The sequence below is a fragment of the Brevundimonas naejangsanensis genome (assembly GCF_003627995.1).
In the GTDB taxonomy this organism is placed as follows: domain Bacteria; phylum Pseudomonadota; class Alphaproteobacteria; order Caulobacterales; family Caulobacteraceae; genus Brevundimonas; species Brevundimonas naejangsanensis_B.
Window position 1 is genome coordinate 219107 of the sequence record NZ_CP032707.1, and the last position, 24389, is coordinate 243495.

At 68.4% G+C, this 24389-nt stretch carries 22 protein-coding genes; 16 read left to right on the forward strand and 6 right to left on the reverse strand.

What is annotated here, in order from left to right; translation table 11 throughout:
* The first annotated feature begins 60 nt into the window (after positions 1–60).
* From D8I30_RS01025 to D8I30_RS01100, 16 genes are all read left to right on the forward strand, one after another.
* On the forward strand, positions 61–243 hold the full coding sequence (locus tag D8I30_RS01025) for a Flp family type IVb pilin (protein ID WP_121481083.1): 183 nt from the start codon (positions 61–63) through the stop codon (positions 241–243).
* 155 nt (positions 244–398) lie between these two features.
* Positions 399–1289: a Flp pilus assembly protein CpaB gene (cpaB, locus tag D8I30_RS01030; RefSeq protein WP_121481084.1), complete on the forward strand. Its 891-nt coding sequence runs from the start codon at positions 399–401 to the stop codon at positions 1287–1289.
* Between the two features lie 14 nt (positions 1290–1303).
* Complete coding sequence (locus D8I30_RS01035) at positions 1304–2767, forward strand: type II and III secretion system protein family protein (RefSeq protein WP_121481085.1); 1464 nt, start codon at positions 1304–1306, stop codon at positions 2765–2767.
* A 10-nt stretch (positions 2768–2777) separates the two neighbouring features.
* On the forward strand, positions 2778–3071 hold the full coding sequence (locus tag D8I30_RS01040; RefSeq protein ID WP_121481086.1) for a hypothetical protein: 294 nt from the start codon (positions 2778–2780) through the stop codon (positions 3069–3071).
* Positions 3072–3122: 51 nt separating this feature from the next.
* The gene (locus D8I30_RS01045) at positions 3123–4325 is read left to right on the forward strand and encodes an AAA family ATPase (RefSeq protein ID WP_162938759.1); all 1203 of its coding nucleotides are present in this window, start codon (positions 3123–3125) and stop codon (positions 4323–4325) included.
* Between the two features lie 2 nt (positions 4326–4327).
* Entirely contained in the window at positions 4328–5677 is a 1350-nt protein-coding gene (locus D8I30_RS01050) for a CpaF family protein (RefSeq protein ID WP_121481088.1), read from the forward strand.
* Positions 5674–6672: a type II secretion system F family protein gene (locus tag D8I30_RS01055; protein ID WP_121481089.1), complete on the forward strand. Its 999-nt coding sequence runs from the start codon at positions 5674–5676 to the stop codon at positions 6670–6672. The genes D8I30_RS01050 and D8I30_RS01055 overlap by 4 nt, the downstream gene beginning before the upstream one ends.
* Before the next feature lie 7 nt (positions 6673–6679).
* The gene (locus D8I30_RS01060) at positions 6680–7627 is read left to right on the forward strand and encodes a type II secretion system F family protein (protein WP_121481090.1); all 948 of its coding nucleotides are present in this window, start codon (positions 6680–6682) and stop codon (positions 7625–7627) included.
* A complete protein-coding gene (locus D8I30_RS01065) occupies positions 7627–8595 on the forward strand; it encodes a LytR C-terminal domain-containing protein (protein WP_121481091.1) in 969 nt (322 codons plus the stop codon). Before D8I30_RS01060 ends, D8I30_RS01065 begins: the two co-directional genes overlap by 1 nt.
* A complete protein-coding gene (locus D8I30_RS01070) occupies positions 8595–9479 on the forward strand; it encodes a tetratricopeptide repeat protein (RefSeq protein WP_205570733.1) in 885 nt (294 codons plus the stop codon). Before D8I30_RS01065 ends, D8I30_RS01070 begins: the two co-directional genes overlap by 1 nt.
* A complete protein-coding gene (locus D8I30_RS01075; RefSeq protein WP_162938760.1) occupies positions 9466–10032 on the forward strand; it encodes an A24 family peptidase in 567 nt (188 codons plus the stop codon). The genes D8I30_RS01070 and D8I30_RS01075 overlap by 14 nt, the downstream gene beginning before the upstream one ends.
* Positions 10033–10303: 271 nt before the next feature.
* Complete coding sequence (locus tag D8I30_RS01080) at positions 10304–10861, forward strand: hypothetical protein (protein WP_162938761.1); 558 nt, start codon at positions 10304–10306, stop codon at positions 10859–10861.
* Positions 10822–11625 carry a hypothetical protein gene (locus tag D8I30_RS01085; RefSeq protein ID WP_121481095.1) on the forward strand — a complete coding sequence of 268 codons (804 nt, stop codon included), beginning with the start codon at positions 10822–10824 and terminating at the stop codon, positions 11623–11625. The genes D8I30_RS01080 and D8I30_RS01085 overlap by 40 nt, the downstream gene beginning before the upstream one ends.
* Positions 11622–13331, forward strand: coding sequence for an ABC transporter ATP-binding protein (locus D8I30_RS01090; RefSeq protein ID WP_121481096.1), 1710 nt, complete (start codon positions 11622–11624; stop codon positions 13329–13331). The genes D8I30_RS01085 and D8I30_RS01090 overlap by 4 nt, the downstream gene beginning before the upstream one ends.
* A gap of 9 nt (positions 13332–13340) precedes the next feature.
* Positions 13341–14213, forward strand: coding sequence for an alpha/beta hydrolase (locus D8I30_RS01095; RefSeq protein WP_121481097.1), 873 nt, complete (start codon positions 13341–13343; stop codon positions 14211–14213).
* 84 nt (positions 14214–14297) lie between these two features.
* Positions 14298–15203 carry a hypothetical protein gene (locus D8I30_RS01100; RefSeq protein ID WP_121481098.1) on the forward strand — a complete coding sequence of 302 codons (906 nt, stop codon included), beginning with the start codon at positions 14298–14300 and terminating at the stop codon, positions 15201–15203.
* 3 nt (positions 15204–15206) lie between these two features.
* On the opposite strand, the gene D8I30_RS01105 is transcribed toward D8I30_RS01100, so the two are convergent.
* The 6 genes from D8I30_RS01105 to D8I30_RS01130 all read right to left on the reverse strand — a co-directional run bounded on the left by D8I30_RS01105 (position 15207) and on the right by D8I30_RS01130 (position 24342).
* Positions 15207–16355, reverse strand: coding sequence for a CapA family protein (locus D8I30_RS01105; protein ID WP_121481099.1), 1149 nt, complete (start codon positions 16353–16355; stop codon positions 15207–15209).
* Positions 16356–16614: 259 nt separating this feature from the next.
* Complete coding sequence (locus D8I30_RS01110) at positions 16615–19650, reverse strand: TonB-dependent receptor (RefSeq protein ID WP_121481100.1); 3036 nt, start codon at positions 19648–19650, stop codon at positions 16615–16617.
* A 222-nt stretch (positions 19651–19872) separates the two neighbouring features.
* Positions 19873–20982 carry a sugar kinase gene (locus D8I30_RS01115; protein ID WP_121481101.1) on the reverse strand — a complete coding sequence of 370 codons (1110 nt, stop codon included), beginning with the start codon at positions 20980–20982 and terminating at the stop codon, positions 19873–19875.
* Entirely contained in the window at positions 20979–22130 is a 1152-nt protein-coding gene (locus D8I30_RS01120; protein ID WP_205570734.1) for an SGNH/GDSL hydrolase family protein, read from the reverse strand. The genes D8I30_RS01115 and D8I30_RS01120 overlap by 4 nt, the downstream gene beginning before the upstream one ends.
* A gap of 130 nt (positions 22131–22260) precedes the next feature.
* Positions 22261–23013: an SDR family NAD(P)-dependent oxidoreductase gene (locus D8I30_RS01125; RefSeq protein ID WP_121481103.1), complete on the reverse strand. Its 753-nt coding sequence runs from the start codon at positions 23011–23013 to the stop codon at positions 22261–22263.
* Positions 23014–23055: 42 nt separating this feature from the next.
* The gene (locus D8I30_RS01130) at positions 23056–24342 is read right to left on the reverse strand and encodes an MFS transporter (RefSeq protein ID WP_121481104.1); all 1287 of its coding nucleotides are present in this window, start codon (positions 24340–24342) and stop codon (positions 23056–23058) included.
* Positions 24343–24389: the final 47 nt, after the last annotated feature.

A 24389-nucleotide genomic window follows, 5' to 3' on the forward strand; every position in this document is an offset into this window, starting at 1 on the left:
GAATGGTAAGCGACCCGCGTCCCAGGGTCGGATTCTCAATCTGATGAAGGAGACACTCCCATGAGCAAGCTCATGTCCTATCTGGCTGACGAAAACGGCGCCTCGGCCGCCGAATACGCCCTCATCCTGGCCATCGTCGGCGTCGGCATCGCCGTCGCGGCGATCGCGCTGGGCGGCAGCATCAGCGACGCCATGACCCGCGCCAAGGAATGCATCGACACGAACGGCGGCACCTGCTCCTGACAGCGAGATTACGGCCCGCGGCTTCGGCCCGGGCCGTATTTTTCCTAGTCCGTTCGCGTGCTTATCGGTTTGGTAACAGTCCTAAACGATCCTTGTTCACTGAGGACAGTTGAACAACGGATGCCCTAGACCTCGTTTCGGGGGAGCGGTCGGCCATGTCCACCTCAACGCGATCTCTGGTCGCCCTTCTGGCGGCGGTCCTGATGGGACTGGTCGTCGTCGTCCTTGTCCGCGGATACGTCAACTCGACCCGGTCGACGCCGGCCCAACAGGCCGCGAACACCGCCGCCGTGCCCGTCGTGGTCGCCGCGGGACCCATTCCGCGCGGAACCCAGCTGACGCCCGCCATGCTCAAGGTCGTCCATTTCCCCGCCGACGCCGCCCCGGACGGATCTTTCGGCTCTACTCAGGCTTTACTCGCGGATACAGAACCGAGGCGCGCCCTGCGCCCGCTGTCGCCCAATGAACCCATCCTCAGCAACCGGGTGTCCAGCTCGACCACGCGCCTGAACCTGTCGGCCGCGCTGGGCGACGGGATGCGCGCCGTCAGCGTGCGCGTCAACGACGTCGCCGGGGTCGGCGGCTTCGTCCTGCCGGGCGATCGGGTCGACGTCCTGCTGACCCGCGCGGCCGAGGGCGACAAGCCCGCGATCACCCAGGTCCTGGCCGAGAACGTCATGGTCCTGGGCGTCGACCAGTCGGACGACGACGAGGCGGACAAGCCCGTCGTGGCGCGGGCCGTCACCCTGGAGGTGTCGCCCGACCAGGCCCAGACCATCTCCCTGGGCGGGGTCGTGGGCACGGTGTCGCTGTCGCTGCGCCGGATCGAGGACGGGGCGCTGCAGTCGCCCGCAATGATCACCACCGCCGACCTGGGCCTGCCCGGGCGCCGCGCGGTCTTCACGCCGGTCGCCGCGACCTACGCCTCCGCGCCGCGCGCCCGACCGGCGCGGTCGCCTTCGCCGAGCGCCCCGCGCGGCCCGGCGCCGGTCGAGATCAAGGTCACCCGCGGCACGGAAACGTCCGCATATTCCGTCGGCTTCTAACGAGAGGCGGGGGCATGAAAAGCCACAACGCACACGCTATCCAGCACCGCGCCGGCCGCCTCGCGGCCGCCGCCGCCTCCGCCCTTCTGCTGGGCCTGACCGGCCTGGCGGCCGAGGCCGCGGCCCAGGACCGCCCGACGCCCTACCCGGCGATGGAGGACCGGCAATCCGGGGAACTGTTCCTCAGCCCCGGCGCCGCCCGCACCGTCGACGTGCCAGAGGGCTACACGGCCCTGATGATCGGCGACGCCGAGATCGCCGACGTCATGCCCCTGAACAGCCGTTCGGTTCATGTGGTGGCCAAGAAGATGGGCTCCACCACCCTGACCGTCCGGGGCGCCGGCGGCCGGGCGATGGCCAACATGGCGATCACGGTCGGCCCGGACGTCAACGGTCTGAAGCAGCGGATCCATGAGATCCTGCCCGCCGAGACCCGCGTCGCGATCCGCGCCTCGAACGAGTCCATCGTCCTGTCCGGCCCGGTGGGCAGCCCCGTCGCCCTCGGCCAGATCATGACCCTGGCCGAAAGCTACGCGCCCGGCCATGTGGTGAACCTGATGTCGGTCGAGGGCACTCAGCAGGTGATGCTGAACGTGCGCTTCGCCGAGATGCGCTCGTCGACGGCCCGCGACCTGCGCCTGAACGTCAAGCGCGACCCGACCGGCGGCAACCCGTCGCTGGACATCACCACCGGAGACACCCTGACGGCCACGGCGGGGAACCTGCTGCGGACCTTCGGCAAGGCCTCCCTGGTGTTCAGCGCCGGGGACGGCGACCTGACCCTGCTGTTCGACGCCCTGGAGACGCGCGGCCTGGTCAAGACGCTGGCCGAGCCCAATCTGGTCGCCATGTCGGGCGACACCGCCAGCTTCCTGGCGGGCGGCGAGTTCCCCATCCCCGTCGCCGTCGACACCCAGCGCGCCAACGGCCCCAACGTCACGATCGAGTTCAAGCAGTTCGGCGTCTCCCTGGCCTTCACGCCGACCATCCTGGCCGACGGCATGATCAACCTGGTCGTCGCCCCGGAGGTGTCGAGCATCGACCCGTCGGTGTCGATCACCAACGGCGGCATCATCATCCCCGGCCTGCGCGTCAGCCGGGCGAACACCACCGTCGAACTGCGCGACGGCGAATCCTTCACCATCGCCGGCCTGCTGCGCAACGACTACCAGAACCAGATCCGCCAGTTCCCCTTCCTGGGCGACCTGCCGATCATCGGCGCCCTGTTCAAGTCGACGGGCTTCCAGCGCGACGAGACCGAACTGGTGATCGTGGTGACGCCGCATCTGGTCACCCCCCGGCGCGGACGCCTGCAGACCGCCGCCGACAACTACATCCCTCCGTCGGACTTCGAGCTCTTCCTGCTGGGACGTCAGACGGGTTCGGCCGGCTCCGTCCGCCCCGAAGACCGGGTCCTGCTCCGCTCGGCGCCGGGCGCGGGCGGCATCGAAGGGCCGCACGGCCATGTCCTCTACTAAGGCGCTCGCCATGACCCCTGCCCCCAGCCTCATCGCCCGCGCCGCCCTGGCGGCGGCCCTGCTCGCGCCGCTCGCGGCCTGCACCCAGAGCCAGATGCACGTCACGCCGGACCTCGGCGTCGCGCTGAACGCCGCCCTGGCCGCTCAGATCGCCGATCCGGACGCCCAATATCCGGCAGGTCCGCCGAACGCCGACGGCTCCCGGGTGGGGCTGGCGCAGGCGCGCTATCGCACCGGGACCGTCATCCCGCCCCGCGTGGTCGACACCACCGCCATCCGCGCGACGACAGGTTCGCCCCGCTAACACTCAGGAGACGCCGACCGGCGTCTATCGCGTCGGAAGGCGCAAGGTACCGTGGTCAGTCAACTTCTCTCCAGGTTCGGTCGACAAGGGTCTTCAACGACCAACGCCCGCCAGGCGGGCCCCGCCGCGCGCCGGATCGGCGTGGTGGACGGCGCCCTGGGAGACAGCGGCCTGCACATGGTCGCCGGGCTGTTTCCCCACGCGGCCTTCGTCCCCCTCGGCGCGGAATGGCCGTCGACGCCGCCGCCGGGGCTGGACTTCATCATCGCCGCGGTCGACGGCGGTTCGGCCACCGAAGTGGAGGCCGCGCGCGCCCGCATCCTCGCGACGCGCCACATCGGGATCATCGTCGTCCTGCGCCAGGCCGACGTCATCACCACCCGCCAGCTGATCCGCGACGGCGCCGTCGACGTCCTGCCCGCGCCGGTGTCGGAAGCGGCCCTGGCGCTGTCGCTGGAGCGCCTGCTGGGCGTCGGCGAGGCCCGCCCGCAGGGCAAGCGCGACAATCAGGTCGTCGCCGTCATCAAGGCCGGCGGCGGCGTCGGCGCCACGGCCCTGACCGTGCAGGTCGGCGCCATCCTCGCCGGACGGCGCGCGGGCGACGTCTGCGTGGCCGACCTGGACCTGCAGTTCGGATGCGCGGGCCTGTATCTCGACATTCATGACGCCGTGTCCCTGACGGACTGCATGGCGGCGGGCGGAGAAATCGCGGACGTGCCGCTGGGCGCCGCCCTGGCGCGCCATGCCAACGGCCTGCGCGTTCTGGTCGGCCCCAGGGAGGTGACCCCTCTGGAGGCCCTGTCGTCGAAGCAGATCGACGCCCTGCTGGCCGGCCTGCGTCGCGATTTCGCCCTGACCCTTCTGGACATGCCCTCGGTCTGGACGGCCTGGACCAATCGAGCGCTTCAGCTGGCGGACCGGATCGTGGTGGTGACCGCCCTGTCGGTGCCGCACATCCACCTGCTGCGACGGCAGCTCGCGGTCATCGCCAAGCAGGGCCTGAGCGATCGCCCCCTGACCCTGGTGCTGAACGCCGTCTCGCCCGAACAGACCGCCGCCCTGTCGGTCCGGGCCGCCGAGCATGCGCTGGGCCGTCCCTTCGACCTGTGCCTGCCCCAGGACGGCGCCATGGACGTGGCCGTCAACCAGGGGGTCGAGCTGTCCAGCATCCGCCGCGGCACGCGGCTGGAAAAGGCGCTCGGACAGTTCGCCGACATCCTCCACGCCCCGATGCGCCTGACCGCGGAGTCATAGACATGTTGTGGACGCCCGACGACGCCGGCCTTCCGACGCCTCGCCCGCCGCGGGACGATCAATCCTCGGGCGTTGCGTCGCCGGACGGCGTCGCCCTGAGGGTGCGCATCCATCAGCAGCTCCTGGACCTCCTGAACCTCAGCGCCCTGGAGCGCGCGTCGCGCGAGCAACTGCGCGGCGAGGTGCGCGGGGTCGTCACGCGCCTGCTGGCCGAGGAGAAGCGCCTGCTGTCGCCGGCCCAGACCGACGTCCTGATCGACGACGTGCTGGACGAGCTTCTGGGCCTGGGGCCGCTGGAGCCGCTGCTCGCCGATCACACGATCAACGACATTCTGATCAACACCCATTCGACGGTTTACGTGGAACGGCAGGGGCAGCTCGAGCTGACCGACGTGCGGTTCGAGGACACGCGCCATCTGGTGCGGATCATCAACAAGATCGTCTCCGCCGTCGGTCGGCGGGTGGACGAGTCCCAGCCCATGGTCGACGCCCGCCTGCCGGACGGCAGCCGGGTCAACGCCATCATCCCGCCCCTGGCCGTCGACGGTCCGCTGGTGTCCATCCGCAAATTCGCCCACGACCCCATCCGCATGGGCACCCTGGTGGAGCTGCAGTCCCTCACCCAGGAGATGGCGACCATCCTCGAGGGCGTCGTTCGCGCACGCCGCAACATCCTGATCTCGGGCGGCACGGGCTCGGGCAAGACGACGCTGCTGAACGCCATGTCGGCCTTCATCGACGACCGCGAGCGCATCGTCACGATCGAGGACTCGGCCGAACTTCAGCTGCAGCAGCCCCATGTGGGCCGGCTGGAGACGCGTCCGCCGAACATCGAGGGCACGGGCGAGGTGACGCTGCGCGATCTCGTGCGCAACGCCCTGCGGATGCGTCCCGACCGGATCATCGTCGGCGAGGTTCGCGCGGGCGAGGCCTTCGACATGCTGCAGGCGATGAACACCGGGCACGAAGGCTCGATGACCACCGTCCATGCCAACTCGCCGCGCGACGCCCTGGGCCGCGTCGAGCAGATGATCGGCATGGCGGGGCTGGAGATTTCGTCGCGCTCCATCCGCCAGCAAATCGCCTCGGCCATCCACCTGGTGGTGCAGACCGAGCGGCTCGAGGACGGGCGACGGCGCATCGTCTCCATCTCCGAAATCGTCGGCATGGAGGACGACGTCATCTCCATGCAGGAGATCTTCCGGTTCCGACGCCTCAGCCGGGACGGCGACGGCCGCGTTCAGGGGCAGTTGGAAACCACCGGCGTGCGGCCGAAATTCATGGAGTTGCTGTCGACGCGCGGCATCCAGCTTCCGCATGACATCTTCGTGCCGGGCAGGATCTCCCGATGACGCCGACCAGCTTAATTCCCCTGGCCTATGTGCTGACCTTCGCGGCCGTGGTGCTGGTCGTCCAGACCACCGCGGACCGCCTGCTGTCCGCGCGCGTCAGCCATCGGCGCATCAACCGCCGCCTGAGCATGCAGGCCGCCGGCGCGCCGGCGCAAGAGGTCTACGAGCGCCTGGTGCGGCGGCCCGGCGCCCCGTCCTCGGCCGGACGGCGGCTGGCCGCCCTTCATGACGCGGTGTGGAGCTATTGCCGACAGGCCGGGATGACGATCTCGCCGACGCGGCTGGCGGTGATCGTCCTGGCCGCAGCCGGGGCCCTGTGGCTTCTGTCGTTCGCCTTCATGCGCCCCGCCGCGGCCTCGACCGCGGCGGCGAACGGCGTGGTGACCCTGGTCGCCGCCCTGGGCCTGTCGGCCATGGCGGCCTATCTGATCATCGCCCATCGTCGCCGGCTGCGGCTGAGGAAGCTGGAGGAACAGCTTCCCATCGCCCTGGACGTCATCACTCGGGCCCTGCGCGCCGGCCATCCCGTCATTTCCGCCGTGAACCTGGCCGCGACCGAGATGAGCGATCCGATCGGTTCGGAAATGGGCCTGATCGTCGATGAAACCACCTATGGCGCGACCTTCAAGGACGCCCTCATCAGCTTCGCCCAAAGGACAGGGTCGTCCGACGCCCACTTCTTCGCCGTCAGCGTGGCGATCCAGACGGAGACCGGCGGCAATCTGGTGCAGATCCTCGACGGACTGGCCGGCGTCGTGCGCGGTCGGCATTCGCTGGCCAAGCGGGTCAAGGCCCTGGCCAGCGAGGGCAAGGCTTCGGCCCTGATCCTGAGCCTTCTGCCGCTCTTCATCATCGGCGCGATCGTTCTGTTCCAGCCCCAGTTCTATTCATCAAAGTTCTCGGACCCGATCTTCTGGCCGTTCGCCATCACCATTGCAGCCATCTACTTCGTCGGCCAGTTCATCATGAACAAGATCATCAACTTCAAATACTGAACCCAGCATGATACTCGACGCGATCATCTATGTTCTCAGCTTCGCCGCCGCCGCGCTGGGCACGCTCGCGATGATCCAGACCGTCTCGCGGGTCGCGCGGACGCAGCGGCGCTTGGGCGAAACCCTGACCGCCGCCGATGCGGGCGAGCCGTCGATCGTGCGCGCCGACTCGGTCGGCGGCTCCTTCATGAAATGGGTCCAGCGCTCCTCGTCGCTGAGCGACAACGAGGGGCGGCGCAAGCTGCGAAACCGGCTGTCGCTGGTGGGCGTCGAACATCCGGCGGCGCCCGTCTGGTACGTCATGGGCCGCTTCGCCCTGGCGATCGGCCTGCCGCTGCTGTTTCTGTTCAGTCAGAGGTTCGTGGCCCAGCCGGCGTCCCTGCTCCAACTCGTCGTCATCTCCCTGGCGCTGTGCGGCGTCGGCCTGATCCTGCCGCACATGATCCTCGACAACCGCATCAAGGCCCGACGCCAGGCCATGGAGCAGGAGTTCCCCGACGTCCTGGACCTGACCGTGGTGTGCATCGAGGCAGGCCTCGGCCTGGAGGCCGCCCTCGTGCGCGTTGGTCAGGAGATCGGCGGATCCCACCCGCGCATGGCCGACGCCTACGCCCGGGTCTCGCAGCAGCTCCGCGCCGGACAATCCCGCGCCGAAGCGCTGCGCAGCATGGCCAAGCGCGTCGAGGTCGACGGCGTCTCCTCCTTCGTGACCCTGGTGATCCAGAGCGACGCCCTGGGCGCCAGTATCGCCCAGACGCTGCGCAGCTACGCCGCCGAGATGCGCGCCAACCGCTTCCATGCGGCGGAGGAGAAGGCCATGCGCATTCCCGTGCTGATGACCATTCCCCTGGTCGCCTGCATCCTGCCCGTGGTCGTGTTCGCCCTGCTGCTGCCGCCGATCATCGACGTCATTCGCGAACTGGCGCCGGCGCTCGCCGGCCAAGGGAGAGGGTGATGCCAGGTCTCCGCTTCATGCCGGCGCTGGGTCTGGCCGTCGCCCTGGGCGGCTGCAGCCTGCTGCCCTTCGGCTGGATCAAGCCCGACCGCCCCGTCGTGCCTCGCCCCGCCTCGATGTCGAGCGCCTCGGCCCTGTCCAACGGCGACGCCTATTATGATCGCGCCGTGTCGGCGATCGCGCGCCGCGACTACGCGCTGGCGCTGGACCTGCTCCAGCGCGCCCGCGCCCAGGACGCCTCGGACGTTCGCGTCCTGAACGCCTTCGGCGTCGTCTATGACAAGCTGGGGCGGTTCGACCTCAGCGCCCGCTATTATGGTCAGGCGCTGCAACTGGAGCCCGCCTCCCGCGTCGTGGCCGAGAACCTCGCCTATTCGCATCAGTTGCAGGGCCTGACGCCCGCCTCCCCGGTGGCTTTCGCAGGCCTCGCCGACGCCCCGTTCCCCCAGCCGTCCCCCGCAAACGCTCCTCAGGTCGCCATTGCGGCCGCCCCCGTCACCCCCTCTGCCCCGGCCGTCATGATGGTCGAGACCCCATCCCTCGCCGCCCCCGTCGGAGCCCTGCCGTCTGCGCCGGTCCCTGTCCCCGTGCTCGCGCGGGCCGACGCCGCTTCGCCGCCGCCCCCCCGCTCGCCCGGCCTGATGGGACGCCCGCTGGATCTCGAGAACGCCTCGGGCCGCCCCGCCCTGACGGCGGCCACGCGGCGACACCTGACCAGCCGCGGCTGGACCTCGCCGCGCCTGTCGCGGGCCGTCATCCAGCCCCAGGCGCGCACGACCATCAGCTTCCCGGAATCGCGCCGCACCATCGCCCTCGCCCTGTCGCGGACCCTGCCCGGCCCCGCCCGCCTGACGCCTTGCGCGACGCCCTGCGAAGGGGTGCGCCTGACCCTCGGCGCCGACGCCCGGACCTGGCGTCTGCCGCCGCCCGCCGAACCGCTCGGCCCATCCCCCGCCAGGAGATCATGATGACGCTGAACAGGACTCTGGCCTGCTGGCTTACGATCGTGGCGCTCGCCGGCGCGGCCTGGTCGCCGACCTTGGCGAGCCCCGCCGCCTCGGCGATCGCGGACGCGCGGGTCGCCGACATCAGTCGGGCGCTGGACGAACGGCGCCTGGTCGACGCCGGACGGATGCTGGATCAGGCCCTGCTGGCCGGCGTTCAGGACGCCCGGCTGGACCTTCTGACCGGCGAGCTGCAGCTCGCGCGCGGACGGCCCGCCGACGCGCTGGAGACGTTCACCCGCGCCGGCGCCGCGCCCTCCGCCCACGCCGCCGCCCGTCAGGGCGCCGGCCTCGCCCTGTCGCTGTTGGGCAAGAGCGACGAAGCCAGGGCCGCGCTCGAAGAGGCGGTGGCCGCCGATCCCCACGCGGGCCGCGCCTGGAACGGCCTGGGCGCCGAGCACGACCGTCGGCGCGAGTGGGCTCAGGCCGAGGCCGCCTATGAACGGGCGCTCGCAACCAGCGCCGACCCGGCGCCGGTATACAATAACCGCGGCTTCTCGCGTCTGCTTCAGGGGCGGCTGGACGAAGCCGTCGCCGACTTCGTCCAGGCGCTCGAACGCAAGCCGGACATGGACGCGGCGCGCACCAACCTGCGGCTGGCGATGGCGATGCGCGGCGAGTACGACCGGGCCGTGTCCGGGGCCACGCCGGCCGAGGCCGCCGCCCTGCTGAACAACGCAGGCTTCGCCGCCGCGGTTCGCGGCGACTATCGGCAGGCCGACACGCTGCTGACCCAGGCGATCAAGGCCCGGGGCGAATACTATCAGCGCGCCTCGGCCAACCTGCAGTATGCGCGCGACCTGGCCGCGGGCGACCAGCGCAGGCCGACCGCCAATGCCGATCGTTGAGATCTTCCAGTACGTGATCGCCGCGGCCTTCTGCGCCGTAGCGGCCTGGATCGCGGTTTCGGACGCGCAGCGTCGCCGCATCCCCAATCTGGCGCTGCTGGTCCTGCTGATCCTGTTTGTGCCGTGGTGCTTCCTGGCGGACGGGGTCCGTCTGGGCCCCGCCTTGGCCGCAGCCGGCATCGCCCTGGGGATGACGATGGTGCTGTGGCTGACCAACATCATCGGCGCGGGCGATTCCAAGATGTTCGCGACGGTCGCGCTCTTCCTGGGCCTGGACAACCTGCCTGCCGTGGCCCTGCTCACCGTGCTGATCGGCGGCGTGATGGCCCTGGCCAGCTTCGCCAGCCGCCCCCGACGCGCCCTGGCCATGATCACCCTGCGCGGCAGGGGAAACTGGGGACGCGGCATTCCCTACGGCGTCGCCATCGCCCTGGCGGGCGCGATCGGCATCTGGAGCCAACTACTCGGCCTGACGCCGTACATGGGGCAGCCGCGCGCTGTCACCGTCCAGGACATGCAGGCGCTGATCGCCGACAGCGAGGCGACGCCCTGACCATGCTCGATAAGCGTTAAACCACCGACAGCCACGTGCGTTGGATGAAGCCAGCAGAGGAGAGGACAGGAGATCAGGAGGCGCCAGCCTCAGCCAAACTCCCCTGAAGAAACCCGCCAGCCTGACGACGCCGGCGCACGCCTTTGTCTCTTGTTCCCACCGCTAATCAAAGAATGAAGCTTAAGCATTGGAAACATGAGTTTTTCTTGTCGAAGGGACGGAAAAATTGTGTTCATTCTTAACAAACGGCTAACAGATGGATCTGTGAGTAATGGTCGACATTATCCTCCCCTCAGAATCGACCTCATTTGAGAAGAAGCGCGCCAAGCGCCAACCCGGCCCCTCCGTCGCGGACTTCTCACCGGCTCGACAGGCAGAGGCCAAGGCGGCCTTCGTCACGCGCCGCGTGCCATCCACGGCGATGAAGACTCTGATCAGCGGGCCGATGCGGCCGCGAACGGGCGACCTGCTGCTCGCGAGGGTCGATCGCCTGGGCTATCAGACGCGGCTGGAATTGACGTCGGGCCGCAAGGCGTCCTTGCACCCTGGCGACGAAATCATCCTCGCTTACGGCGACCGCTATGCCACCGACCAGTTCGAGGCCGAGGTTCCGCCCGACCTGGGCCCGACCAACCTGGTGGCCACGGGAGGCGTCGCCTCGCGGATGCTGTCGCGGTTGAAGGGCATGCGCGCGGCGACCGGCATCACGCCGCTGGGGCTGATCGGAGACGCCCAGGGGGCGCCGCTGAACCTCTCCCAATTCGCCTTCCTGCCGCAGATCCCCCCGCCGTGCGGCCGCGCATCATCGTCGTGCTCGGCACCTCGATGAATTCGGGCAAGACGACGATCAATCGCCAACTGGTTTCGGGGCTGAGCCGAGCCGGCCGCCGTCCGGGCGCGGCCAAGGTCACCGGCACGGGATCGGGCGGCGACTTCTGGGTCATGGCCGACGCCGGCGCCCACGCCGTGGCCGACTTCACCGACGTCGGCTACGCCTCGACCTACAAGATTCCGACCGACCTTCTGGAAAAGGCGGCCATCGACCTGGTCACGCACCTGTCCAGCCAGGGATGCGGCGTCATCCTGCTCGAAATCGCCGACGGCCTCCTGCACCAGCAGAACATCGAACTGCTGCAAACCGACTTCTTCAGGACGTTCGTCGACGGAGTAATGTTCGCGGCGTGCGACTCCATGGGCGCGGTCCTGGGCGTGTCGCAGCTACAGGCCCTGGGTGTGCCCGTCCTGGGCGTGTCCGGGAGCTTCACGGCGTCGGAACTCCTGGTCAAGGAGGCGGCGCGCGCCTGTTCGGCGCCGATCTACACCAAGGAGGAGTTGGCCGATCCCGTCAGGGCGATTGAGATCGTCGGGCTCACGACAGACGCCGCCGCGCCCTCGCCCCCGATCGAGACCTTCAATCCCGCGACCTACTACGTCGGCTACCGCGATCGCCGGTCGCGCGATGCGCGGGGTCTCAAGGCCGGCCAGTGGCGCGGCAAGGAGCGCCGGCTCCAGAGCCTGAACGGCTTCCATGTCGGCGACTTCGGCATAGCCGAGACAGCCGCCGCCCATCCGTCGGCGTCGGTCGCGCCATGACGGGCAACGAGCAAAGGCTGGGCGGAGCCTGGCTCCGATTTCGCGACTATGCGGTCATCCTGGCGCTGGGCCTGGCCGAGATGACGGCCATCGGCGGCATTATCGCCCTGGTCTGGCTGATCGTGAACCGCATTACGGCTTCGCCCCTGGCTGCCGCGTCGGCCTTTCCGCTGATCGGCGCCCTGGGCGTGGTGATGGTCGTCAGCGCGGTGCTTCGCGCGCTTCAGTTCGCCGTGACCGAACGCATCGGCCTGATCCTGGCGCGCCGCCTGCGCATGCTGATCTACGACCACATGAGTGGCATGACGCCCAAACAGATTCAGCACCGCTCGCGCGGCAGCCTGATCCTGCGCCTCACGGGCGACCTGACCATGTTACGGACCTGGATCAGCCGGGGGATCGGCCGCGGCATCATCGCCGCGATGATGGTGGCGGGCGGCATGGCCGTCCTGGCCTTCATCAGCGCCAACATCGCCGCGGTCGTGGCCTTGATCTTCGTCGTCGGCCTGGTGCTGTCGGTGTGGGCGGGAAAGCGACTGGCGCGGTTGACGCGGAGGGTCCGGCGTCGCCGCTCCCTGCTGACCAGCAACATTGACGAGCAGATCAACGCCCTGTCGGTGGTCCAGCTCTTCGGGCGCTCGAAAGGCGAACGTAGCCGCCTGGCCAAGCAGAACGATGGCCTGACGGACCTTCTGGTGCGCGAGGCCACGGTGCGCGGGGTGTTGCGCGGCATTTCCGCAGGCGCCGGCTGGGCCACGATACTGGCGGTTCTGGCCCTGGGGGCCCTGGACGTCGCCCGGGGGCAGCTGTCGATCGGCGCGCTGGCTGCGGCGGTCACGGCGGTCCGCTTCATGAGCAATCCCGTGCGCACCCTGGGGTTCGCCCATGACTACTGGCGACGGGCCCAGATTTCGCAGCGCAAGCTGCAGGACTTCATGGCCAGCTCCAGTCGCAATCTGGAGGGCCCCGCGGATGAGAAGCTGCGCGCGCGGCGCGGACGGATCCAGTTCCGCGACGTGATCGTCGACGGCGTGCTGAACGGCTTCACCGCCACGGCCGAGGCGGGACAGCATATCGCCATCATGGGAGCGACGGCGGTCGGCAAGTCGACCCTCCTGGGCGTAGCGGCCCGCATTGTCGAACCCGCGTCGGGCGAGGTCGCCATCGATGACCAGCGCCTGGCCGATTGCTCGCCCCTATCGATCTTCGCTCGACTGGGCGTGGTGGGGCCGGATCTGCCGCTCATGCGCGGGACGCTGCGGCGCAACCTGACCTATCGCGACCCCCTGGCCCCAGAGGAGGAGATCCGACAGGTCATGGCGGCGTGCCGCCTGGACATTGTTCTGGGCCGGTTACCGGGCGGGATGTCGGCCTGGATCACCGAGGGCGGCGCCAATCTGTCGCTGGGGCAGCGCCGCCTTGTGGCCTTGGCCCGAGCGATGCTCGGACGCCCGCCGATCCTGCTTCTGGACGAACCGCTGGTCAGTCTCGACGAGGAGTCCCGGCGGATCGCCCAGGAGGCGTTGCGACGTTACAAGGGCACGGTGCTGATGGTCACGCATGACCCCGCGGTCGCCGAACTGGCGGACCGTGTCTGGCGGCTGGAGGACGGGCGGCTGGCCAGCGACATGGCGGGCGACGAATACCGGGCGATGCGACGAGCCGACGAGAAGCTGGCGCGACGCGCCGACCTCGTGATCTCATAGGGGCTTGCGATGGAGCGGCGAGCACCTGCAACCAAGACCGAGCTTCGCTGCCACCTCTATCTGCCCCCGCGTCCCCAGCGGCCGCTGCTGGTCCTGGCGCACGGCGTCACCACGCGTCCCGAACGCCTGATCGCCTACGCCGCTCCGCTCGCCGCGCGCTTCGGGGTTCCCTTGCTGGCTCCGGATTTTTCGGGACCGGGCTATTCTGGCTTCCAACAACTGTCGGCGAACGGCCGGGCGATGGAGGCCGCCAGAGCCCTGTCGCGGGCGGTGGAGCGCACGCGCAGACAGAACGGCCTCGCATCTGGTCCCTTTGACCTGATGGGCTTCTCCGCGGGAGCGCAATTCGCCCATCGTTTCGCCATCTGCTTTCCCGACCAGGTGCGGCGGGCCGTCGTGGCCTCGGCCGGCTGGTACACCTACCTGGACCCGCGCCTGGCCTATCCCCAGGGCATCGCCCGCCTGGGCGGCCACACGCCGTCGACAACCGATGCCTTCCTGCGCCTGCCCATGCTGGTGGCCGTCGGCGATCAGGACACCGGCAGAGGACGTCATTTCAGGAATGATCCCGATGTCGATCGCCGTCAGGGCGTCCATCGCCTGGAACGCGCCCGACGGTGGTTCAAACACCTCTCACAGGAGGCCGCGCGGCGCGGCATCAAGGATCAGTTCGAGTTTCGGCTTCTCTCCGGCGTCGGCCATTCTCTGAAACAGGCCATCCTCGTCGGCGATATGATGAGCGTCAGCTTCGAATTCCTGATGCGGCCCGACAGCCAGACCACGGCAACCGCAACGACGTCTGATCCGTACTTGAGCGCGCTCGACCTCAACCCGGAAAATGAAAGACTGAAATCAATATTTTTTCATAGAAGCACCTACTAGAATGCGATCCGGCAAAGAAACACTGATAAATGCAATACTCAGTACATGGCGTTTGGGATCTTATCTTTACCCCTAGGGGGCGGCATGAACATCAAGTCCATCACTCAGCGCCTGATCTGGCTGGCCACCACGGCCGTCGCCGTCGGGGCGGCCTCGACGGCGACGGCCCAGGATTATTTCGGAAACATATCGGCGTCGGGCGTGTACGCTGAGGGCGCGAAGCTCGCGGACGACGAGGAGGACAGCAACCGGTCCGCCATCATCCTTAGAGGCGACGCCGGGGCGCGCTGGAGGCGGGGCGACCACACCACCCAGCTGACGATCTCCAGCAACTATTTCAACTATACGGACGAGGGGCGGAAGGACCGCTGGAACAACGAGATCGAATTGACGCACGAGATCTCGCTTTCCAAGGCAGTCACCCTGGACCTGAGAGCGGCCGTCGGCGCCGACTATTCCACGCTGGAATACCGATCAGCGGACCAGCTTACGCTGGGCGCGGAGATCTCCTATCGGCCCCGTCGCGAGCACCGGTTCGGCGCACGGGCCGAGTACCGCCGTCGTGAATATGACGATCCGACCGGCGCTAGCGGCGACGCGCCCTTCGTCGAGGTCAGCTACCGCTATCAGCCCAGCAACATCCATCGCTTCGACATGGAAGCCCGTTACGAATGGGTCGACACGAACCTTCCCGTCTTCGATTACGACCGTCAACGACTGACGGCCTTCTACACGCGTTCCTTCGGCCGCCAGAACCGGTTGCGGCTGGGGGCCGCGCTCCAGAACTGGGAATATGACACCCGCCAGGTCAGCGGCGGCGGCGAACGCCTGCACAGCTGGCGCATCCAGCCCCAGGCGCGCTTCATCCACACCCTGGCGAACGATATGAGCATAGAGGCGGAGTATCGTCGCGACTTCCGCCGCTCCAACGACAGCACCCAGGAAGAGGACGGCAATCGCTTCTCCCTGACGCTGCGCAAACGGTTCTAGGCCTCAATCCGAACGCAGCTGGATGAACCGACCCAGGTCGTCCTCCGAGGCGCTCATCCGAGCGCGCGTGGCGGCGTCGGCCCGCGCCGCCAGCGCATCGAACACGCGTCTGAACTCTTCGGCGGACGCGAGACGTGGCTGGAAATCGGTCACGCGATTGTTCGACAGGATGGGGTAAAGGCGAACCTCGGGGCCGCTGCCGTTGTCCGGAAACAGCAGATCGACGGCGAGGCTGAACGGCAAGACGTTGCGATATCGGCTGAACCGCCCCGGCGAGTTGAACATGAAGTTGCCCACCCCATAAAGAATCCAGCGATCGCGATACCGCTCGATCTCCTGAAGGACATGACCGTGGTGGCCGATGACCATGTCCGCCCCTGCATCCAGCAGGCCCCGCGCCAGGGCGACCTGTTCGTCGGATCGCCATTGGTAGTTGGCGCCCCAATGCGGGAAGGCGATGACGAAGAGCGAGGGGTAGAGGCGACGGAAATCCTCGGCCGCGCTGGCGAAGGCCGCCACATCCAGCCGATTGGCGCCGGCGCGCCGGTCCGTGGCGTAGAAACGATACCGCTGGTCGTAACGGCGACGGTATTCGAACAGGCCGAACACGGCGATCGGCCGCGCCGGCCCATGGACCGAAGCCGGAATAATCAGCGGGCGGGCGGCGCTGTCCGCATTCTCGCCGGCGCCGAACCACTGGATGCCATGTCGGCGCAGGGCCTCGAATGTATTCCTGAGGCCTGCCTGGCCGAAGTCCAGCGTATGGTTGTTGGCCAATCCGACGGCGTCGACCCCGTGCGCCCGCAGTTGCTCGGGGGCTCGTTCGACGTCCGACCAGTGCAGATAGGCCTTGCCCTGAAGGACAGGCCGCCGGTCGTCGGTAAGCGGAGTCTCAAGGTTCAGAACCGTATAGTTGGCCCGCGCGATCAAAGGGCTCAGCCTTTCCAGCGAGTGGCCATAGCTGAAGGCGGCGACCGACGTGGTCGTCCTTCCGTCATGGTCAAACCGATAGTTTTCGCCGAAGCTGGTGTCCCCGCCGAGAAGCAGTCGGAACGGAGCGCCGGAAGGGGGTTGCAGCGATGCGCGAGATGTCGAGGCGATCCCGCCGAAAGGCAAGGACAGGGCAGTGATCAACAACGTCCGTCTGAGCACTGGGCAACGCCTTCAGCACGGTGAAATTGGTGCGACGCCAGAAGATGAGGCGGCGCTTTGCAATGGCGCACCGCAGCACCATTAATGACATGGTTTCCGATTGGTTTCCCATTGAAAAAAGGAAATGCGGGAACGGATGGCGCTGCCTTTTCCGGGCAACCCAGCGAAGCTGCCCCCGCACGCCGAAAGCTCCAAACCACAACAGGCCGGCCCGCTGGGCGGACCGGCCTGCTGCTTGCCTCAGGGACGTTGATCGCCCTTAGAAGCGGATGTTGAGGCCCGCGACCACGCGGCGGTCGGTCAGGCCATTGTAGCAGAGCAGTGCATCGTCGTTGATGCAGTACTCGTTGGCGTCTTCACGGGTGAGGTTGATCGCCTCGACGCCGACGCTGGCCCAACGGTTGATCTCATAGTTGACGCTGGCGTTGAGCTGGCCGCGGTCGTCGCTGACGCGCGGAACGTCGAAGGCCGAGGTGAAGGCTTCGGTGTTGATGAAGTCGGAGCGCCAAGTGTAGCGCATCCGCGCGCTCAGACCGCCCCGCTCGTAGAACACCGTCGCGTTGTACGCATACTTGGACAGGTTCTCCAGCTCGATGAGATCCTGGGGCAGAGGGTCGAAGCCCAGGTCCCGGGTCGTGTTGCGCGTCAGGCCGATGGTCCGGTAGTTGGCGACGTTTCCGCCGGTCTTCTGATAGGTGAAGTTGCCGATGAAGCCGAAGCCGGACATCCAGCCCAGGCGGTCCTCCCACTGCGACAGGTCGTACTGGAACGCCGCCTCGACGCCGGTCTGGGTCGTCTCGCCGTCGACGTTGAAGGTCGAGGTCAGCGGCACGCAGATGCCCGTCTGACCCTTGGCCGGGTTGTTGACGTTGATGATGGCGATCGGGTTGTAGATGCCGCCGCCGGGGCAGGCTTGATCGCGGCTGCGGTTCACCACCCCGTTCACGGCGTTGTCCGGCGGGCTTTCCGTGACGCTCGCGAACAGGTTGTCGCGGACCTTGTGGAAGACGCCGAGGCTGATCAGGCTGGACGGGGCGAAATAGTATTCGGCCGACAGGTCGAACGACAGGACCGTCTCCGGCTCCAGGTTCGGGTTGCCGCGGTTGACCGCGGTGTTCTCGCTGGTGGCGAAGGTCACCGAGGACGACAGGCGGTTGAAGTCGGGACGACGGATGTCGCGGGCGACGCCGGCGCGGACGATGACGTCCTCGCGCGGTTCGGCGACCAGGTTGAAGCGCGGCAGCCAGAACTCATAGGAGGTGTTGTGCACCGCCCGGGTCGAGATTCCGCCGGTCGCGATCGTGTTGCCGACCGAGCTCAGGTCGGTGCTGACATAGCGCACGCCCGCGTTGCCGCGCATCGGCACGCCGAAGGCCTCGGTGTCGAAGTTCGCCTGCAGGTAGGCGGTGCTGGTGTCCTCGACGATCTCGAAGAAGGCGCTGGCCTGCGACGTCGGCTCGCCGATCAGCGGGATGTTGGCGCCGTTGGCGCTGTTGCTGGCCGCGATGGCGGCGTTGAGCTCGGCCAGGGTCCCGGCCGGATCGCGGAAGGCGCGGGCGCCGTCGATGATCAGGAAGTCCGAGAAGTACAGGCGACGGCCATCCGCCGCGTTGAAGTTGTTCGGGCCGGCGATCAGCAGGCTCGAGAAACGGTCGCCGCTCGGCCGGAAGAAGGACGAGTTGACGTTAGTGAAGTTCGTCGTGCCGGTGACGTTGTCGTTGAGCACGCTCGTCTCGTTCCAACGCAGACCGGCGTCGATCGAGGTGATGAAGGGCAGGATGCCGTCCGTGGCGTAGGAGACGTCCAGGCGCAGCGCCTTTTCCTCGTTCTCACGGATGCTGCGGCCCTGGGCCACCTGTTGCAGGCGGTAGTTGGCCGGGTCGAGCAGCTGGGCCGCGCTGGGCGTCGAGGCCTGTCCCTGGGCGATGCCGAACTGCAGGGTGCCGCCGGTCAGGTCGAACTCAATCGGCACGCCATTGGCCAGCGACACGCCCTGGACGGGCTGCGGCCCGTTCGGATTGACGAATTCCAGCGTCGTATTGAAGCTCGGCAGGGTCGAGTCCGAGGTCGACAGCGACGCCTGGCCGCTGACCGTCAGCCGATCATGATCCCATTGGCCGCCCAGGGCGAACACCTGGCTCTCGGTCAGGCGCGATCCCGTGTCGCTGGTGGTGCGCAGATAGGGCGCCAGGTTGCCGTTCGTGCGCGGCAGGATGATGCCCGACTGGGCGGCCTGGACCGAGCCCAGGTTGATCGTGCCGTTCGGCCCCTGGACCTTGCCCAGGTTGACCGTCTCGAACGAGGTGTTCTTGGTGTTGTCGACCACGCCGTTGTCCGACACGGTCGAGATCTGGACCGTCGAGCTCTGTTCGGCGCGCTGCTGATCGTTCAGCGTCATGTCGAAATAGAACTTCAGGTTGTCCTTCGGCTTCCACTCCGCCGAACCCGAGAAGTTCTTGGTCTCGTATTCGAAATTATCCAGGTCCTGGTTGAAGAACTGGATGCGCAGGAAGGGGAAGGCCTCGGCGCTGGCGCGGCCCGAATTAGGCGTGACGACGGCGTCGCGGTCGACGCGCGGCCGGAAGGCGGCGACGTCCTGTTCAGCGTAGCTGAAGCTGCCGACCAGGCCGAATTCACCGAAATTCGTGTCCCAGCGCTTGCCCATGGTGCCCGAGTAGCGCGGGGTCAGGGTGTCGGACAGGTCGCTGTATTCCGACTGGGCGCGGAAGGCGATCAGGGGTTCCTTCAGGTCCAGCGGACGGATGGTCCGCAGGTTGATGGTGCCGCCCACCGAGCCTTCGATGGTCTTGGCCTCGGGCACCTTGATGACCTGGACCGAGCTAATCATCGAGGCCGCCAGGTCGTCGAAGCTGATGCCCGAACGGCCCGAGCCCGACCCGACCGTGGAGACGCCGTTGATCTCGACCCGGTTCGCGTCCGTGCCTCGGATCTGCACGCCGCGCCCGACGCCCGCCTCGCGGGTGATCTGGATGCCGGTGACGTTCTCGAGCACTTCGGCCAGGTTCTGGTCCGGCAGCTTGCCGATGTCCTCGGCCTCGATGACCTCGACCAGGTTGTCGGCGTTGCGCTTCTGCGACAGGGCGTTCTGCAGCGACGCGCGGATGCCGGTGACCACGATCTCGTCGACCTGGGTGGCCCCCCCGTCCTGCCCCGCATCGACGCTCTGCGCGAACGCCGGAGCGGCGATCATGATCATCGCCGTCGTCGTCAGCAGGACGGTCGTCAGTCGTTTGCCCGAGCCCGAACGAGCTCCGGCATCCCCAAATTGCCTCATTGCGTGCCTCCCAGCCGCGCTTCTTTTTGTTGGCTGAACGCTGGATTGGCCTTACCCATCTGTCAACCCATTTTCAGACCAGATGCTGATCATTTTCCAGACCAACTGTCAGGACCAGTTGGATAAGTCACCCAGACCAGCCTCTGATCCAGCCGTCACTGACGGCCCGGGCCGGACGGCCGGGCGCGTCGTCGACGCCCTCTCCCTTCGGACCGGCGGGCGTCAGCGGCTGCCGCCGCGCTCGCCCCGGATCAGCGCTTCGATCTCGGCCAGGTTGGTCTCGGCGTTGTCGCCGGGCGTGGTCATGGCCAGCGCCCCGTGGGCGGCCGCCAGCTCCACCGCCCGCTGGGCGCTCTCGCCGGCCATGAGCCCGTGGATGAGGCCCGAGGCGAAGGCGTCGCCGCCGCCGACGCGGTCCAGGATCTCCAGGTCGGGCCGGGCGATGGAGACGTACCGCTCGTCCCGCTCGTGGAAGACGCCCTGCCAGCCGTTGACGGTGGCGCTCTTCGGATCGCGCAGGGTGTAGGCGACTCCCCTCAGCTGCGGGAAGGCGTCGAAGGCCATCTGCGCCGCCTTGGACGGCGGCCCCGGATCGGTCGGCCAGGCGCGCCGTCCGACCTCTTCGCTGACCAGGCCCAGGCAGGCGGCCAGCCCCCGGTCATCGGCGAAGACCAGGTCGCATTCGGCCACGATCGCCCGATTGACCGCGCGCAGGGCCTCGGGGTCCGGATGGCTGCGCCACAAGCTTTCGCGATAGTTGAGGTCGTAGGAGACGGTGACGCCGAGGCGCCGCGCCGCGCGCACGGCCGTCAGGGCCGTCTGCGCCGTCTCCGCCGACAGGGCCGCGAAGACCCCGCCGGTGTGCAGCCAATGCGCCCCGCTCGCGCCCAGGACCTCGTCCCAGTCGAACGCCTGCGGCTCGAGCGCCGAGGCCGCCGAATGCGCCCGGTCTGACACGCCCTGGGGCGGGCGGACGCCGAAGCCGCGCTCGGTGAAGTTGAGGCCCATCCGCGCCTCGCGCCCGACGCCGTCGTAGTCGCGCCAGACGATGGCGCCGACGTCCACGCGCGCCTGGGCGATCAGGCTTTCGGCCAGCGCCCCCAGGGGGTTGCGCGGCAGGGCCGTCAGCACCGTCGTCGGCCGCCGGAAGGTCCGGCTGAGCCCGCGCGCGACGTTGTACTCGCCCCCGCCCTCCCAGACGTCGAAGGCGCGGGCGCTGCGGATACGTCCCTCTCCGGGATCGAAGCGCAGCATCACCTCGCCGAGGGCGGCCAGGTCCCACCGCTTGCCGCCGCCGACAGGCAGCGCCCACGAACGCGCCACCCCGCTCATCGCGCGTCACACCCGAAGAGCGACAGATCGACCGCCTCCGCCATCATTCGGTAGCCCTCGTCATTGGGGTGGAGCTTGTCGTCGCGGGCGGCGCCCGCGCGGAAGGCCTCGGGATCGGCCGGATCGCGGACGGCCGCGTCGAAGTCCACGACCCCGTCGAAGGCGCCGCCGTCGCGCATGAAGGCGTTGAGGGTCCGGCGCGCCTCGGACGACGGGGCGTCGTAGCGCTCCGAACCCTTGAACGGCGTCAGGGTGCCGGCGACCGCCTTCACCCCGTGATCGTGCAGGCGGGCGACCAGTTGGCGATAGCCCTGGATCATGTCCGCCGCGTTGCGGCCCGGCTTGGCGGGATCGCCCCCGTGCCGGATGTCGTTGATGCCTTCCAGCACGATGACGTAGTTGACTTGAGGCAGGGCCAGGATGTCCCGGTCCAGCCGCGCCAGGCCCGAATGGGATCGGCCGTGGTCCAATAGCTTGTTGCCGCTGATCCCCTGATTCAGCACGACGACCTGGCCGGGGCAGGTCGCCTCGAAACGGCGCGCCAGGACGCTGGGCCAGTCGCGCTCGGCGCCCAGGGTGGCCGTCGCCCCCTCGGTGATGGAGTCGCCGAAAGCGACCACCACGATCGGCGCCGTCTCGCGTTCGCCATAGACGGCGGAGATCACGTTCTGGCGGTAGTCCAGGGCGACCTCGTCGCCGGGCGTCGCCTCGCCCTGCCCTATCCGAACAACCGTGCGGCGTACGGCGGGGCGGGTCGCCTCGGGGAAGCGCAGGCTGACCGAGACCTGGGAAAAGGCCGGGGCCTGCAGAGCCACCGGGTCGCTGACCAGGACGGAGCCGACCGGGATCACCACCTCGCTGCGCCCGTCGAAGAGAACGGGCGTCGTCGCAGCTTCGTCCGGCCCGCTGACCCTCATGTCGGCGACTCGCAGCGGCGCATCGCCCAGTTCGTTGCTGATGCGCAGCCGGATGCCTCGCACCGACGCTCCCAGACGCATGTCCTGGCGAACGGTCTGCCCTTCGAACTGCACGGGCGCCTCGGGCGTGCCGTCCTTCCGGTCGGGCGCGGGCGAAGCGGTCCAGACCGGGGTCCAGACCTGCGCCGAGGCCGTCGTGGCGCCCGCAGCGGCGACGAGGGCCGCCGCCACACAGGCCGCTCGCCGGTTCAAGCGGCGAGGGAGCGGCAGCCGGACAGAGGTCGAACGGATCATGGCAAGGCCTCGATGGAGACAGGGTCGCGGCGAAGGCGGGACGCGCCCGCCTTCGCACGCTCCCGGATCAGGAGAAGTAGGTTCCGCCGTTCACGTCGACGTTGGCGCCGGTCATGAAGTTGGCGGCGTCCGACGCCAGGAAGACGGCGACGTCGGCGGCTTCCTGCGGGCGGCCTTCGCGGCGCAGCGGGGTGGCGTTGGCCACGGCCTGGCGCACTTCCGGCTTGGTGAAGTCGTCGTGGAAGCGGGTCGAGATCATGCCGCAGCACAGGGAGTTGACGCGGATCCCCTTGGGACCCAGTTCCTTGGCCATGGCGCGGGTGAAGGTCATGACCGCCGCCTTGGACGCCGCATAGAGCGAAGCGCCGGGGCCGCCGCCGTCACGCCCCGCCTGGGAGGCGAAGTTCACGATGGCCGCGCCTTCCGACATGTGCGGCACGACCGCCCGCGTCGTCAGGAAGGTCGAGCGGAAGTTCACGTCCATGACCTTGTCGAAGAAGGCGTCGTCGATCTCGAGCAGGGGCTTGCGCGCCACCATGCCGCCGGCCGTGTTGACCAGGATGTCCACGCCGGGGCCGAACGCCGCCTGGGCGGCCGACACCAGGCCGTCGACGCCCTCGGGCGTGGTGACGTCGGCGCGGTGCAGCACCGCGGTTCCGCCCGCTGCCTCGATCATGCTCAGCGTCTCTTCCGCGCTGGCGGCGTCGTTGGCGTAGTTGACCACCACCTTGGCGCCTTCGGCGGCCAGCTTCAGCGACACCTCGCGTCCGATGTCGCGCCCGCCGCCCGTGACGATGGCCACCTTGTTGTTGAGTTTCATCTCGCTCTTAATCCTTGAAAGCAAAGTGATGAGTGAAGGGGATCAGCCGCGCGCCGACGAGACGTCGACCTTCTCGATGCGGCCGGTCACAACCCAGATCGCGACCAGGCACAGCGGTACGAGCGCGGCCACCAGGATGAAGATCGGGGCGTAGGAAACCTTGGTCATGACCGGCACCAGCCAGGTGGTGATCAGGGTCCCGGCCACGGCCGCCATGCCGCCGACGCCCGCCAGGGAGCCGACCGACTTGCCGTGGAAGACGTCGCCGGGCAGCGTCTGGATGTTGCCGATGGCGACCTGGAAGCCGAACAGGACGGCGGCGATGGTCAGCACGGCGACCGTGGGATCATTGGCCAGAACCGCGCCCAGCAGGGCCGGCGCCATGATCAGGCAGCCCAGGGTGATGACCCATTTGCGGGCGCGGTCGACCGAGCGGCCCGAGGCGATCAGACGCCCCGACAGCCAGCCGCCGAACAGGCTGCCCAGCATGGCCCCGACGAAGGGCACCCAGGCGAAGATGCCGATCTGCTTGATGTCGAAGGAGAAGGTCTCGGCCAGGTAGATCGGCAGCCAGGAGACGAACAGCCACCAGATGGGATCGAGAAAGAAGCGGGCCAGGACGATGCCCCAGCTCTGCCGGTGCGACATCATCTGCTTCAGGCTGGGCGCCTTGGCGGGTTCGGCCTCGGGCTCCGCGGCCGTCTCGGCGGGGGCGTCCAGGATCAGGGCGCGCTCGGCGGCGTTGACCCAGGGGTGCTTGTCCGGCCCGGCGCGATAGATCACCAGCCAGGGCAGCACCCAGATGAAGCCGAGGGCGCCTACCAGCAGGAAGGTGCCCTTCCAGCCCAGCGACAGGAAGAGCAAGGCGATCAGCGGCGCCGAGACGATGGCTCCGATCGAGGCCCCGGCATTGAAGATGCCCTGGGCGAAGGCGCGCTCCTTGGGCGGGAACCACTCGGCGTTGGCCTTGACCGCGCCGGGCCAGGCGCCGGCCTCACTGACGCCCAGCATGGCGCGGAAGATGCCGAAGGAGGCGATGCTGCTGGCCGTGGCGTGCAGGGCGATCGAGATCGACCATAGGCCAATCGACCAGGCGAATCCCAGGCGCGTGCCGATGCGGTCGAACAGCCGTCCGAAGGCGAACTGGCCCGCCGCGTAGAAGAGCATGAAGATGGTGACCAGAAGGGCGTAGTCCTCCTTGGTCGCGCCGATCTCGCCGGCGATCTCGGGCCACATCACCGCCAGGGCGTTGCGGTCGATGTAGTTGATCACCGTGGCCACGGCGATCATGGCGATGATGGCCCACCGGATGGCGGATCTCTTTTGCATGTCTGGTCCTCCCCTTGTCGGGCCGGTCGCGCGCGGCGCCGGCCTCT

What these genes read in the sequence shown, in the direction of transcription:
- D8I30_RS01025 (WP_121481083.1), top strand. Translation starts at nt 61, where the DNA reads ATGAGCAAGCTCATGTCCTATCTGGCTGACGAAAACGGCGCCTCGGCC.
- cpaB (WP_121481084.1), top strand. Translation starts at nt 399, where the DNA reads ATGTCCACCTCAACGCGATCTCTGGTCGCCCTTCTGGCGGCGGTCCTG.
- D8I30_RS01035 (WP_121481085.1), top strand. Translation starts at nt 1,304, where the DNA reads ATGAAAAGCCACAACGCACACGCTATCCAGCACCGCGCCGGCCGCCTC.
- D8I30_RS01040 (WP_121481086.1), top strand. Translation starts at nt 2,778, where the DNA reads ATGACCCCTGCCCCCAGCCTCATCGCCCGCGCCGCCCTGGCGGCGGCC.
- D8I30_RS01050 (WP_121481088.1), top strand. Translation starts at nt 4,328, where the DNA reads ATGTTGTGGACGCCCGACGACGCCGGCCTTCCGACGCCTCGCCCGCCG.
- D8I30_RS01055 (WP_121481089.1), top strand. Translation starts at nt 5,674, where the DNA reads ATGACGCCGACCAGCTTAATTCCCCTGGCCTATGTGCTGACCTTCGCG.
- D8I30_RS01060 (WP_121481090.1), top strand. Translation starts at nt 6,680, where the DNA reads ATGATACTCGACGCGATCATCTATGTTCTCAGCTTCGCCGCCGCCGCG.
- D8I30_RS01065 (WP_121481091.1), top strand. Translation starts at nt 7,627, where the DNA reads ATGCCAGGTCTCCGCTTCATGCCGGCGCTGGGTCTGGCCGTCGCCCTG.
- D8I30_RS01070 (WP_205570733.1), top strand. Translation starts at nt 8,595, where the DNA reads ATGACGCTGAACAGGACTCTGGCCTGCTGGCTTACGATCGTGGCGCTC.
- D8I30_RS01075 (WP_162938760.1), top strand. Translation starts at nt 9,466, where the DNA reads ATGCCGATCGTTGAGATCTTCCAGTACGTGATCGCCGCGGCCTTCTGC.
- D8I30_RS01080 (WP_162938761.1), top strand. Translation starts at nt 10,304, where the DNA reads ATGGTCGACATTATCCTCCCCTCAGAATCGACCTCATTTGAGAAGAAG.
- D8I30_RS01090 (WP_121481096.1), top strand. Translation starts at nt 11,622, where the DNA reads ATGACGGGCAACGAGCAAAGGCTGGGCGGAGCCTGGCTCCGATTTCGC.
- D8I30_RS01095 (WP_121481097.1), top strand. Translation starts at nt 13,341, where the DNA reads ATGGAGCGGCGAGCACCTGCAACCAAGACCGAGCTTCGCTGCCACCTC.
- D8I30_RS01100 (WP_121481098.1), top strand. Translation starts at nt 14,298, where the DNA reads ATGAACATCAAGTCCATCACTCAGCGCCTGATCTGGCTGGCCACCACG.
- D8I30_RS01110 (WP_121481100.1), bottom strand. Translation starts at nt 19,650, where the DNA reads ATGAGGCAATTTGGGGATGCCGGAGCTCGTTCGGGCTCGGGCAAACGA.
- D8I30_RS01115 (WP_121481101.1), bottom strand. Translation starts at nt 20,982, where the DNA reads ATGAGCGGGGTGGCGCGTTCGTGGGCGCTGCCTGTCGGCGGCGGCAAG.
- D8I30_RS01125 (WP_121481103.1), bottom strand. Translation starts at nt 23,013, where the DNA reads ATGAAACTCAACAACAAGGTGGCCATCGTCACGGGCGGCGGGCGCGAC.
- D8I30_RS01130 (WP_121481104.1), bottom strand. Translation starts at nt 24,342, where the DNA reads ATGCAAAAGAGATCCGCCATCCGGTGGGCCATCATCGCCATGATCGCC.